Raw genomic sequence first — 12,779 nt, forward strand, 5'->3', positions numbered from 1 at the left:
TGTTTCATACCACTGTACAAAATGTCTCTTCAAAAAGCAAACAACTAAAAATAAATGGATAGATGGCACAGTTCCCTTTTACTATTGATAAAAAAGAGGTAAAACCTTGATCGTTGGCCATGTAGGCTGAGAGCATAACAGTTACACCGCGTAGGCTAAAAGAAATGGTTGTATCGACCCCTGCAAACATTAAAATGGCCTGCTCAATTTCTCCCCGTTGCACCAAAAATCCCTACTTTCAATGCACGCACCTCCGAAATAAGTTAAAAGAAGGCGGAAACTCATTCACTTATCGAATGAATTTCCGCCTTCTATTTACGCACTGGACGTGTAAATATATTAATATCCAATCAGGCGTGTTGATTAGGAAAAAATAGGTTTATTATTGATCGATGAAAGGGTTTTTCTTGTTGCTATTTAGTGTCGAGCCCCAAAACAGAATCGCTAAAGCTACTTCCATTCGTTTTATAGGAATACTTTGGAGATTTATAAAGAAACAAAATCGCTCTTTATGGAAACTATTTGAGCTTATATCGAAACAAAATCTCATTTTATCGAAACTATTTGGGCTTTTATCGAAACAAAATCTCATTTTATCGAAACTATTTGGGCTTTTATCGAAACAAAATCTCATTTTATCGAAACTATTTGGGCTTTTATCGAAACAAAATCTCATTTTATCGAAACTATTTGGGCTTTTATCGAAATCAGATTCTTCTAATTTAATTAGGGTGGATAAAAATTAATATTAAAACTTCATTTGAGACTTAGTCTTCCATCGTAGATAAATCGCCCGTTGGTAAATTTAACTCCCACGCCTTTAACACACGACGCATAATCTTACCACTGCGTGTTTTTGGTAGCTTATCTTTAAATTCGATTTCGCGTGGGGCAGCGTGTGCAGACAAGCCCTTCTTAACAAAATTACGAATATCCTCAATCAATGCATCTGAAGGTTCAACACCCTCACGTAATGATACAAAGGCTTTAATAATTTCTCCTCGTACAGGATCTGGCTTTCCAATCACTCCTGCTTCGACTATATCAGGATGCTCTAGTAGTTTACTTTCTACCTCGAAAGGACCTACACGTTCACCAGCTGTCATAATTACATCATCTACACGTCCCTGGAACCAGAAGTAGCCTTCATCATCCATATAGGCAGAGTCCCCAGACACATACCATTCACCTTTTAAGAAATAGGATTCATAACGCTCTGGATTCCCCCAAATTTGGCGCATCATTGCTGGCCAACCTCGTCGAACTGCTAGATTCCCCATTGTAAAAGGTGGTACTTCATTTCCCGCATCATCAACAATCGTCGCATGAATACCAGGTAATGGTTTCCCCATAGACCCTGGCTTAATATCCATAGAAGGATAGTTACAAATCATATGTGCACCAGTTTCCGTCATCCACCATGTATCATGAATACGGTGACCTAGCTCATCAATACCCCAACGAATTACTTCTGGATTTAACGGCTCACCAACAGATAAAATGTGGCGTAAAGAAGATAAATCATAATTCTCAAGCATGCCACTACCTGCGCCCATTAACATTCTGAAAGCTGTAGGTGCACTATACCAAACTGATACACTATAATCCTCAATTGCTTGGTACCAAGCTTGTGGTGAAAATCTCCCCCCGACAATAAGCATTGTGACTCCATTTAACCATGGGCCAAAAATTCCATACGCTGTGCCTGTTACCCATCCTGGATCAGCCGTACACCAATAAATATCCTCTTCACGTAAATCAAGTACCCATTGTGTGGATTGATATTGTTGAAGCATTGCGTTATGGACATGCAATACGCCCTTTGGTGCTCCAGTTGATCCAGAAGTATAATGAAGAATCATACCATCCTCTCGGTCCACCCATTCAATGTCAAATTGAGAGGAAGCCTCTTTTAGGCGTTTATTGAAATCTAAAATTTGTGATGTTTCTTCTATATCTGCTCCTACTAAAAAGACGTGCTGCACATGTGGTAGCTTTTCTAAAGGTACACGTTCAAGTAACTCTGGTGTTGTCACTAATACTTTCGCTTCACTATCTGCAAGTCTGTCATAAACAGCACCTTCCATAAATGCCTCGAATAATGGTCCTACAATAACACCCATTTTCAATGCGCCTAATAATGAAAAATAAAGCTCTGGTGAACGTGGCATGAAAATAAATAAACGATCCCCTTTTGCTAAATTCGTCGCTGCCTTAAACACATTTGCTGCTTTATTTGTCATGTTTTTCATTTCATTGAAAGAATAAGCCTCTTTACGTTTACCATCATTAAAATAAAGCGCAACTTTGTTTTTCCGATGTGTTTCTGTATGACGATCAATTGCCTCATACGCCATATTCACAAGACCTGTTTCAGACCAACTAAATCCCTTTTCTGTCTCTGCCCAATCATGTATTGCTGCCGTTTCCTCATAATCAGGTAAATTGTATTGCTTTGGTAAAGCATTCAATTTCTCCATCATTTTCATCCCCATGAAACTACCCCTTTCTTTGCTATCGCTTTAGTACATTAGTGAGCAAATTATCCCCCTGCGAAATTCGCTACCTTCTCCAAAGACAATTACGTTATGTAGCAATTGTTATATAACAGTTTATGCACTGTGAAATTAACCAATGCTTATTCACACTACATTTATCTGTTAAACAACAGATGCAATATATATATATTTTACACGAATTAACCAAGAATGTCTTAATATTTTTATTTTTCCGAAAATGTGTGTACATTTTGCGAAAATAAGCGTTTTTACGCAAGAAATCAGCTATAATGGAACTATTAAACTCAGGTGGTGTAATTATGGAACATAAAAAAACTTTTTTTTCTGTCACAAAGGAAACAAAGCATGGTACTGTGTATGTGGAAGGACCTGTTCCTCCAGAAAAATTAGCTACATATTCATTCCACGAAGGCTTGGTTGCTTTTAGACCTCCAAAACAACAACAACAAGCCATTATAGAAATTGCAGGACTTCCTGAAGGACGAATTATTATTATCCGAAATGAAGATATCATAGTAGGCTACGTCACCTATCTATATCCCGATCCATTAGAACGATGGGCGGAGGATCGAATTGATAACATGATTGAGCTAGGTGCCATTGAAGTCATTCCAGAATATCGTGGTACAGGTGCTGGTAAAGCACTACTTGCCGTGTCTTTTATGGGAGATGAAATGGAAGACTATCTCGTTATCACTACCGAATATTATTGGCATTGGGATTTAAAAGGGACTGGTTTAAACGTATGGGATTATCGCAAAATGATGGAGAAAATGATGAGCTCCGCTGACTTCGAATATTTTGCTACAGATGATCCTGAAATTACATCACATCCTGCTAACTGCCTGATGGCGCGCGAAGGAAAACGTGTGCCCCATGAGTCAATGGAAAGATTCGATAGACTTCGTTTCAGAAATCGTTTCATGTATTAAACCAACACAAAGGGGATTGAGTATATGATCGTAGAAGAAATTATGAATGGTGAGCCCTACACGCTGGCTCCGACAAATACAGTGTTTGAAGCGCTGAAGTTAATGCGAGAGAAAAAAGTACGTCATGTGCCAGTTGTAGATGAGGAGCATCATGTTCTTGGGGTTATCACTGAACGAAATATTAAAGAGGCCTTGCCTTCCTCGTTACGGGATGAACCTAATTCTCCAGTTTTTAATGCAAAAGTGGAAGAAATTATGATTAAAAAACCACTTGTCGGTCATCCACTTGATTTTGTAGAAGAAGTAGCTCTTACTTTTTATGAATCCAAAGTAGGTTGCTTACCAATTGTCTCTGGAGGAAAATTAGTTGGCATTGTGACTACCACAGATTTACTCTATACCTATATAGAGTTAACTGGTGCCACTGAACCTGGCTCAAAAATTGAAATCCGTGTATCCGATACGCCAGGAACATTATTTGAGATTACAAAGATTTTTCATGAACATCATGTAAATGTCCAAAGCGTCTTAGTTTATCCTGATTCTGAAAATACTCAAAACAAAATTTTAAGTATCCGAGTAAAAACATTGAATCCACTAGCTATGATTGAAGATCTACGAAAAGAAGGCTTTGATGTTTTATGGCCTAATTTACCAGGTGTTTCGTTACAATGAAAAAGGCAGTATTTGTTTACTCGCCAGAGCAACTCGGATATAAATTTTCAGATACCCATCCTTTCAATCATAAACGCTTGACGCTTACAATGGATTTGTTAAAAAATATAGACGCTCTTGATGATTTAGATATTGTTCCAGCTCGTGTTGCTACAGAGGAGGAGCTGTTGCTTGCACATGATCCAAAATATATTGATATCGTTAAAAGAGCTGGGCATGGTGATCTTTCAGAGGCACAATGCGAAAGCTACGGTATAGGCACCGAAGATACACCTATTTTTGAAAATATGCATGAAGCAAGTGCACAGCTTGTCGGTGGAACGTTAACAGCTGTCGATTATGTTATGGAAGGAAAAGCCGAGCACGCCCTCAATCTAGGTGGAGGGCTACATCATGGCTTTCGTGGCCGAGCATCAGGTTTTTGTATTTATAACGATAGTACAGTAGCCATTCGCTATTTGCAGGAAAAATACAATGCTCGTGTACTTTATGTGGATACCGATGCCCATCATGGAGATGGTGTACAATGGAGCTTTTATGAAGACCCGGATGTTTGTACATTATCTATTCATGAAACAGGCCGTTACCTTTTCCCCGGAACCGGTAATATTACGGAACGTGGAAATGGGCAGGGCTACGGCACTTCTTTTAATTTTCCAATTGATGCTTTTACGGAAGATGAGAGTTTCCTAGATATATATGAAAAAGCTATGCGAGAAGTCTTTGAATTTTTCAAGCCAGATGTTGTGCTAACGCAAAATGGCGCAGATGCACATTTTTTCGATCCATTAACTCATTTATATGGAACAATGAATATTTATAGAGAAATCCCAAAGCTTGCGCATAAATTAGCACATGAATATTGCGGCGGTAAATGGATTGCTGTCGGTGGTGGAGGCTACGATATTTGGCGTGTCGTGCCTCGTGCGTGGTCTATGCTATGGCTTGAAATGACCGATCAGCATTTACCGACAGGACCTCTCCCTCAAGCATGGTTAGATCGTTGGCAGCCTGAAGCACCAGTGCCTTTTATTCCAACTTGGGAGGATCCAAATCCTTTGTATGAGCCAATCCCTCGGAAAGCTGAGATTGAAGAAAAAAATGAGCAAATGCTGGCCAAAGCTCTACATATTATTCGCAATGAAAAACGAGCTTAACTTTAAGCCTCACGACGATCGTGGGGCTTTTTCATTTGTGCTATCCGTCTTCATAAAAAACACGTAAATCCTCGAACAGATTTACGTGTTAAGTACCATTATTTACTTTTGACAGATTGTCGATGTTCAATGCGATGAGGTAAAATAACCGCTTCGTCTTCAACAGGCTCTTTGTTCATCAATTTTGTCAGCAAACGCATTGCGACAGCTCCAATGTCGTACAGTGGTAGCGCTACACTTGTAAGCTGTGGACGTACCATACGTGCTAATTTTGAATTTTCGAAGCTGATCACTTCAATATCCTCCGGTACATTTTTTCCTGTATCCTGGGCACCGTGAATCAGTCCGATTGCCAATTCATCACTGCCTGCAAAATAAGCGGTTGGAGGATTTTCAAGTGAGGATAATGTTTCCCACGCCTCTAATCCCATATCATAGCTCGATTCTTCTGCAGCAATTAGTGATTCATCTATAGGGTAACCTGCGTCCTGTAAAGCTTTTTTATAAGCCTCAAGTTTGAATTTTCCATTAATAGTATAAGTAAGCGGACCTGTTACAAAGCCGATTCTCTTATGCCCGTTTTGAATGAGTAAAGTAATCGCTTCATAAGCTGCTTGGTAATAATCAATATTAACAGTCGCGATAGTTTGTGATTCATCTACTGAACCCGCAAGCACAATTGGTACAGGTGAATGATCCATCGTTTGTTGCATTTTCTCAGTAACTTCATCACTCATCATGACAATACCGTCAACTTGTTTCCCCAGCATTGTATCCAGTAGCTGTAGCTCTTTATCTTCATGTTGATCTGAGTTGGCTAAAATAATATTGTAACGATACATTGTTGCAATATCCTCTACACCACGTGCCAGCTCCGCATAAACATTGTTTGCAATATCTGGGATAATCACGCCAACTGTTGTTGTTTTCTTACTTGCTAATCCTCGCGCTACTGCGTTTGGACGATACTCTAATCGCTCAATTACTTCTAATACTTTTTTTCGTGTTGCCGGTTTTACGTTTTGATTGCCATTGACTACACGAGAGACCGTTGCCATAGAAACATTTGCTTCTCTTGCAACATCATAAATTGTAACAGTCATCGTACGTGCCTCCCTTTTTCCTTTTATAGGACTCATCATCATAACTTGGGGTTGAATGCCGTTCCGACTGGGCGCTTTCCTGATGGCGTCCAGCTTCCACTCCAATCAACTTATATACGTGAGCATATGTTTTATCCCCAACTTTTGGTGTTGAGCCTTTTATAGCCTTATAATACGATAATTTTCATAATCTTTTCAAGAAGAAGTAAGTGCATGAAAAGAAAAACCAAGTACAAATAGTACTATTCTAGACATTATTTTGTCACTATATAGTAAAAACCGCCTGCTGATTTAAGCAAGCGGTTTTTTAAAACAATTAAGCACGGATTTCATAGTTCTTCATGAAATTTTGTAGTGTTTCGTAGAAAGCATCAAATGTTGGAATATCCATTTGTTGTTGTGAGTCAGATAGTGCTACAGATGGATCTGGATGAACCTCTGCCATGACGCCATCAGCTCCAATAGCAATTGCCGCCTTCGCACATGGTAATAGTAAATCGCGACGACCTGTTGAATGCGTAACGTCTACAAACACTGGTAAATGCGTTTCTTGTTTTAAAATTGGTACAGCAGAAATATCTAATGTGTTACGTGTTGCTTTTTCATAAGTACGGATACCACGCTCACAAAGAATAATGTTCTCATTACCTTTAGACATAATGTATTCTGCCGCGTGAATGAATTCATCAATTGTCGCTGCTAAGCCTCGTTTTAAAAGTACAGGTTTGTTTGCAGCACCCGCTGCTTTTAATAATTCGAAGTTTTGCATATTACGTGCACCAATTTGGATGACATCGATATAATCCAATGCTTCCTCTAAATGACCTGGTGTAACAATTTCCGTAATAACGGCTAAACCGTATTCCTCTGACACACGTTTTAGAATTTTCAGGCCTTCTAATCCAAGACCTTGGAAGTCGTAAGGAGAAGTACGTGGTTTATAAGCACCACCACGAATCAATTTTTCACCTTTTGCTTTAATAGATGCTGCTACTGCTGCAACTTGCTCGTATGATTCTACAGCACAAGGTCCAAATACGAAAGATGGTTTTCCTTGGCCAATTAGCTCACCATTCACATTAATGACAGTATCTTCTGATTTCTTTTTACGAGATACAAGTAACTCTTTTTTCTTATCTGCTTCAAGTTGTTTTAAAGCTGTTTTAAAGATTTGCTTAAATATATAATCAACCGTCATTTGATTTAACGGACCTTGATTGTGTTCTTTGATGAGATCAAGCATGTGGCGTTCACGTAATGGATCATAACGATTCACACCTTGTTTTTCTTTAATCTTACCGATTTCATCAACTACAGTTGCTCGTTCGTTAATTAGACGAAGAATTTCTAAGTTTAAACCGTCTATTTGACTACGTAAGCTTTCTAAATCTTTTTGGCTCATGCTTCTTGCTCCTCTCCTCATGACAGACACTTTCAGAACTCTGAAATGTATGTTACATTTTTAGATATTAGCAATATTATAATCAATGTTGTACAGAATGTCACGCATTTTTAATTTAGCGCTTCAACTCGCTAAATTAAAATCCGCTGAAAGAAGTTAGTATTATAGGAAAGGAAGCGATTACATTGAGTTCAAAATTATTTGCACTTGATATCGGTACACGTTCTGTAGTAGGCATTATTTTAGCAGAAGATAATGACCACTTTCACGTGAAGGATATCTTAGTAAAAGAACATAAAGAACGCGCCATGGTTGATGGTCAAATACATAATGTCATGTATGTGGCAGATTTAATCAATGAAATTAAACATGAACTTGAAGAAAAACATGGTCCTTTAACAAAAGTAAGTGTCGCTGCGGCTGGTCGCTCATTGAAAACAGAACAAGCTAGCGTGACAATCAATATTCGTAATCGACCAATCTTTACGGAAGAAGATATAAGCCGTTTAGAACTACAAGCTGTTCAACAGGCACAGCAACAGCTCCTTCAACATAAAGAGGATACCAAAATAAGCCACTATTATTGTGTTGGATATTCAGTTTTATATTATCGTTTAGATGGAGAAGAAATTGGTAGCCTACTCGATCAGCAAGGTAATGAGGCACAAATTGAAGTTATTGCAACGTTCCTGCCACGAGTTGTCGTAGAGTCACTTATTGCGGCTCTTAAACGCGCAGATTTAGAAATGGATGCACTAACATTAGAACCTATTGCCGCTATTAATGTGCTTATCCCTCCAACAATGCGTCGTTTAAATGTCGCTCTTGTTGATATTGGTGCGGGTACCTCTGATATTGCTATTACCGATAAAAGTACTGTTGTCGCTTATGGCATGGTACCAACAGCTGGTGATGAAATAACAGAGGCTTTAAGTGATCACTACTTGCTCGACTTCCCTGTTGCCGAAAAGGTGAAGCGTCAACTGCAAACAGAAGAAGAAATTTTAATTCAAGATATTTTAGGCTTTGATCAATATTATCCGAAAGAAGAAGTTCTTCAAGCCATTGATACTTCTGTCAAGCAACTTGCAAAAGCCATTGGGGAAGAAATTTTACGTCTTAATAATCGTACAGCTCCTAAGGCGGTCATGCTTGTTGGTGGCGGTAGCTTAACACCAAACCTTACATCTGAACTTGGACTAGTACTAGATTTACCTGCAAATCGTATTGCCGTTCGAGGGATTGACGCCATTCAAAACATTACGAAGGAAGATCATATTAAAGCATCTCCTGAATTGGTGACCCCAATCGGTATTGCTATTGCAGCCAAAAAAATGCCCATTCAATATATGAGTCTAACTGTCAATGAACAAGTAGTTCGCCTTTTCGAATTAAAGGAAATGACCGTTGCCGATGCATTTTTAGCAGCCAATATTCGAGCAAAGCAATTATATGGAAAGCCAGGACATGGCTTATCAGTGAGTGTAAATGGACAAGATATTTTCATCCCTGGTGGTCACGGTCAACCGGCGGAAATTTTAGTAAATGGGCATCAAGCATCCACTAAAACAATGATTAAAACAGGCGATGCCATCCAGTTAATTGAAGGCCAAGACGGTCAGCAAGCTACTGCTACAGTGAGAGATATTGTCGATGATGCTGCCATCAAAACAGTCACAATTCAGCATACAAAGTATGTAATTGAACCACAAATTACTGTTAATGGTTCCCCTGCATCTTTAGATAGTGCATTAAATGATCGAGATGTTATTAAGTTTGAAATTGCTGAAACAATAGAGGATGTATTTAAGCTCACAAATAATTGGGCGTTGTTAAAACAATTTGAGTCATTTTTTATTCAGGTAGACGGGAAGCCACTTTATTTACCAGAGTTTTCAGCGCAATTAATGATTAATGGTAAACCATCTAAAATGACCTATGCTGTACAAGATGGTGATGTTATAACATTTCAGCAACAAACATTCCCTACTGTTCAACGTATAGCCGACCAAATGAATGTTTTACTTGAGGATAACATCATTATACATTTCCAAAATGAGGTGTTGGAGCTGAAGAAGATGGCGAACGAAGTACTCGTTAATCAAGTAGTCGTATCACCACTTTCAACAGTACCAAATGGAGCAACCATCTCATTTAAAGAAAAAGACCGAAGTCGTTGGATTTACCAAGATGTGTTCCGCTACTCCAATTGGCAACTACCGACTACATTTAAAGGTAATTTTACAATTTTACGCAATGGTCAACTGGCAAGCTTTGATATGGAAATCTTCGGCGGAGATAAATTAGAAATTTTACTAGAAGAAGCGCCTATATCTTAATAAATTAAAAGGGATACGATACGTCATTAGAAAGACGTATCGTATCCCTTCTTTATCTCATGCATTAAGCGCGTACTTCTTCGCTTTTTTCTTCAGCTTGTCCCTTTTTTTCACTAGCGTCCTCTGCTTTAGGTTCTTCACTAGGAATAAAATCCTCTAGTGGCTCTTCACCCTCGAAAGAAACTGTACCATCATCAAAAACAGTTGGTGCTTTTGCTGATTTTAATGTTTTAACTTTCTCTACTAATTGTGTAGATTGCTCTTGAATTTGTTTAGATAATTGAACCGTTTTATCTTTTGCAGTTGTCGAGAAATCTGCACTCTTATCTTTTAAGTTAACAGCTTGTACTGCTACCTCGCTTCGTAAATCTTTTCCTGATTTTGGAGCTAATAGTAAGCCAGCAGCTGCGCCTACTATCCCCCCAACTAATGCACCAATAACAAAATCTTTCATGTTCACACGCTCCTCTTCATAAATCGATTCTTGCGGATGATAAAGCTGTGGTAATGAACTTTCAAGCTGTTGTTCCTTCACTTCATTAAAATTTGGTTTTTGAGTTGTCATGCAACAATTCCTCCCCATAAAATAATCTAATTTGCCTAGACTGGTTGTCCATCTGCTTTCGCGGATGCATCTTCAATTTATGCCTAAGACTTTATTTTTATTCAGTTAACATTCAATGTATACCGAATAATAATCACTTTTTACGGCCCCATTTTCTTTTCGGTTTTTCCATCTGTTCTGATTCAGAAGAGTAAATATCTTCTTGAACCGTCTCATGTGCCTGATCGATAATTTTGCGCTTTCTCCACTTTTCGGCAATGCCCATTGCGACATTGCTCCACTGAACAACCTGTGCAATTTTTTCTTCATTTTGTTCCACACTTTTTGAAACCGAAGAAGTAATTTGCTGTACAGAATTATTTAAACCGTTCACAGAGTCACCAATTCCTTTGACTGCATGAACAACGGAATTTAACTGTTCAGATTTTTCTTGAATATCCTCTGCCAAGCTATTTGTTTTGGATAGTAAGGAAGTCGTTTCGCGCGTAATACCTTCCATTTGTCCCTCAATCCCTGATAATGTTCCAGCTAAGCTGTTAAGAATTGCTTTGAGCGAAAATAATGTCATTCCGACGCTCACACATAAAATTAAAAAACCGATTGCTGCAATGATTGCTGCAATATACAAAATAACTTCCATAACTAGACCTCCCGCAGTAAATATTCTCTTTACTATTCATTTCCTTATTTTCGACAAAAAAAACTGATTTCCTCCTCATTTTTGAGAAAAAACAGCTTATTCCTTACGGACTAAGCTGTTTCGTTGTTTTTTAGCACGTCTTCAAATGCATCTTGGAATTTGTGAACATCGCCAGCGCCCATAAATAAAAATACTGCGCCCTCATGTTTTGTTAGCACTTCAATTCCTTCAGTGGTAATCACTGCACTACCTTCAATTAAAGAGGCTAAATCTTGGATTGAAAGTGCGCCTTGTGTTTCCCTTGCAGAACCAAATATATCACATAAGTAGGCTGTATCTGCAAGATTTAGACTATTTGCAAAATCCTGTAAAAAAGCTTGCGTACGTGTAAATGTATGTGGTTGGAAAATAGCTACCAGTTCACGTTCTGGAAATTTTTGTCGCGCTGATTGAACCGTTGCACGTATTTCAGTTGGATGATGTGCATAGTCGTCTATTAAAACATTATTTCCAATATCCGTTTCTGTAAAACGTCTTTTTACACCTTTATAAGTGATTAAACGTGCTTGGATAATATCTGGTGATATTCCTTCATACTCGCAAAGTGTAATAACTGCTAATGTGTTTAATACCGCATGATCTCCAAACAATGGGATAAAGAATGTACTATAAAATTCATTGCGAACAAATACATCAAATTTTGTACCCTCTGTTGTTTTTTCAACATTACGAGCTTCAAAATCATTTTCAGCTCCAAAGCCATAATACACAACAGGTACCTTCGCTTGAATACGTTGTAACTGTTCATCATCACCACAAGCAATAATTGCTTTTTTAACCTGTAAAGCTAATGATTGAAACGCTGAATAAACATCCTCTATGTTGGCAAAATAGTCTGGATGGTCAAAATCAATATTAGTCATTACAGCGTAATCTGGATTGTAAGCTAAAAAGTGTCGACGGTATTCACATGCCTCCATTACAAAGAAGTCAGCATTTGCATGCCCAGCTCCTGTTCCATCACCGATTAAATATGAAGTTGGTTTATAACCACCTACAACATGAGACATTAAGCCTGTCGTAGATGTTTTACCATGTGCACCAGTAATAGCAATCGACGTATAATTACCGATATATTCACCTAAAAATTTATGGTAGCGAATAACTTCTGCACCGATTTGGCGAGCACGTTCTAATTCAGGATGGTCATCAGGAAATGCGTTTCCTGCAATAATTGTCATACCTTCTTTAATATTATCTGCATTAAATGTAAAAATTGGAATATTACGTTCACGTAACGGTTGTTCCGTGAAGAAATATTTATCAACATCTGAGCCCTGTACTTGTTCACCAGCATCAAATAAGATTTGTGCAAGGGAACTCATGCCAGAACCTTTAATGCCTGTGAAATGAAAAACTGTCATTAATTAAACCCCCCGGGAATTCA

Annotated in this window: 11 protein-coding genes; 4 read left to right on the plus strand and 7 right to left on the minus strand. The window is 38.3% G+C overall.

Annotated features, from left to right (window positions below; translation table 11 throughout):
* Positions 1–4 precede the first annotated feature (4 nt).
* Positions 5–223, minus strand: coding sequence for a hypothetical protein (locus QUF91_RS21150; protein ID WP_289419253.1), 219 nt, complete (start codon positions 221–223; stop codon positions 5–7).
* A 544-nt stretch (positions 224–767) separates the two neighbouring features.
* Entirely contained in the window at positions 768–2,495 is a 1,728-nt protein-coding gene (gene acsA / locus QUF91_RS21155; RefSeq protein ID WP_481817472.1) for an acetate--CoA ligase, read from the minus strand.
* Between the two features lie 323 nt (positions 2,496–2,818).
* Here acsA and QUF91_RS21160 point away from each other — a divergent pair, with 323 nt between their 5' ends.
* From QUF91_RS21160 to QUF91_RS21170, 3 genes are read left to right on the plus strand one after another with little or no spacing between them, the layout of a single operon-like run.
* A complete protein-coding gene (locus QUF91_RS21160; protein WP_289419254.1) occupies positions 2,819–3,451 on the plus strand; it encodes a GNAT family N-acetyltransferase in 633 nt (210 codons plus the stop codon).
* A 24-nt stretch (positions 3,452–3,475) separates the two neighbouring features.
* Positions 3,476–4,126 (plus strand): acetoin utilization AcuB family protein, encoded by a 651-nt coding sequence (locus tag QUF91_RS21165; RefSeq protein WP_285398569.1) that lies wholly within the window; start codon positions 3,476–3,478, stop codon positions 4,124–4,126.
* Positions 4,123–5,283, plus strand: a complete 1,161-nt coding sequence (locus QUF91_RS21170) for an acetoin utilization protein AcuC (RefSeq protein ID WP_285398568.1) — start codon at positions 4,123–4,125, stop codon at positions 5,281–5,283. Before QUF91_RS21165 ends, QUF91_RS21170 begins: the two co-directional genes overlap by 4 nt.
* A gap of 98 nt (positions 5,284–5,381) precedes the next feature.
* On the opposite strand, the gene ccpA is transcribed toward QUF91_RS21170, so the two are convergent.
* Positions 5,382–6,386, minus strand: coding sequence for a catabolite control protein A (ccpA, locus tag QUF91_RS21175; protein ID WP_285398567.1), 1,005 nt, complete (start codon positions 6,384–6,386; stop codon positions 5,382–5,384).
* A 316-nt stretch (positions 6,387–6,702) separates the two neighbouring features.
* Positions 6,703–7,788 carry a bifunctional 3-deoxy-7-phosphoheptulonate synthase/chorismate mutase gene (locus QUF91_RS21180; protein WP_285398566.1) on the minus strand — a complete coding sequence of 362 codons (1,086 nt, stop codon included), beginning with the start codon at positions 7,786–7,788 and terminating at the stop codon, positions 6,703–6,705.
* A gap of 185 nt (positions 7,789–7,973) precedes the next feature.
* On the opposite strand from QUF91_RS21180, the gene QUF91_RS21185 reads away from it, so the two are divergent.
* The gene (locus tag QUF91_RS21185) at positions 7,974–10,127 is read left to right on the plus strand and encodes a cell division FtsA domain-containing protein (RefSeq protein ID WP_289419255.1); all 2,154 of its coding nucleotides are present in this window, start codon (positions 7,974–7,976) and stop codon (positions 10,125–10,127) included.
* 64 nt (positions 10,128–10,191) lie between these two features.
* On the opposite strand, the gene QUF91_RS21190 is transcribed toward QUF91_RS21185, so the two are convergent.
* The 3 genes from QUF91_RS21190 to murC form a co-directional block, all read right to left on the minus strand.
* Positions 10,192–10,692 carry a YtxH domain-containing protein gene (locus tag QUF91_RS21190; RefSeq protein ID WP_289419256.1) on the minus strand — a complete coding sequence of 167 codons (501 nt, stop codon included), beginning with the start codon at positions 10,690–10,692 and terminating at the stop codon, positions 10,192–10,194.
* Between the two features lie 133 nt (positions 10,693–10,825).
* The gene (locus tag QUF91_RS21195) at positions 10,826–11,332 is read right to left on the minus strand and encodes a DUF948 domain-containing protein (RefSeq protein WP_285398563.1); all 507 of its coding nucleotides are present in this window, start codon (positions 11,330–11,332) and stop codon (positions 10,826–10,828) included.
* 110 nt (positions 11,333–11,442) lie between these two features.
* Positions 11,443–12,756 (minus strand): UDP-N-acetylmuramate--L-alanine ligase, encoded by a 1,314-nt coding sequence (gene murC / locus QUF91_RS21200; protein ID WP_289419257.1) that lies wholly within the window; start codon positions 12,754–12,756, stop codon positions 11,443–11,445.
* Between the last annotated feature and the right edge of the window lie 23 nt (positions 12,757–12,779).

The organism is Lysinibacillus sp. G4S2 (assembly GCF_030348505.1).
Taxonomy (GTDB): Bacteria; Bacillota; Bacilli; order Bacillales_A; family Planococcaceae; genus Lysinibacillus.

Excerpts from the sequence above, each read along its gene's own strand:
- acsA (WP_481817472.1), bottom strand. The coding sequence starts at position 2,495 with ATGGGGATGAAAATGATGGAGAAATTGAATGCTTTACCAAAGCAATAC.
- QUF91_RS21160 (WP_289419254.1), top strand. The coding sequence starts at position 2,819 with ATGGAACATAAAAAAACTTTTTTTTCTGTCACAAAGGAAACAAAGCAT.
- QUF91_RS21165 (WP_285398569.1), top strand. The coding sequence starts at position 3,476 with ATGATCGTAGAAGAAATTATGAATGGTGAGCCCTACACGCTGGCTCCG.
- QUF91_RS21170 (WP_285398568.1), top strand. The coding sequence starts at position 4,123 with ATGAAAAAGGCAGTATTTGTTTACTCGCCAGAGCAACTCGGATATAAA.
- ccpA (WP_285398567.1), bottom strand. The coding sequence starts at position 6,386 with ATGACTGTTACAATTTATGATGTTGCAAGAGAAGCAAATGTTTCTATG.
- QUF91_RS21180 (WP_285398566.1), bottom strand. The coding sequence starts at position 7,788 with ATGAGCCAAAAAGATTTAGAAAGCTTACGTAGTCAAATAGACGGTTTA.
- QUF91_RS21190 (WP_289419256.1), bottom strand. The coding sequence starts at position 10,692 with ATGACAACTCAAAAACCAAATTTTAATGAAGTGAAGGAACAACAGCTT.
- QUF91_RS21195 (WP_285398563.1), bottom strand. The coding sequence starts at position 11,332 with ATGGAAGTTATTTTGTATATTGCAGCAATCATTGCAGCAATCGGTTTT.
- murC (WP_289419257.1), bottom strand. The coding sequence starts at position 12,756 with ATGACAGTTTTTCATTTCACAGGCATTAAAGGTTCTGGCATGAGTTCC.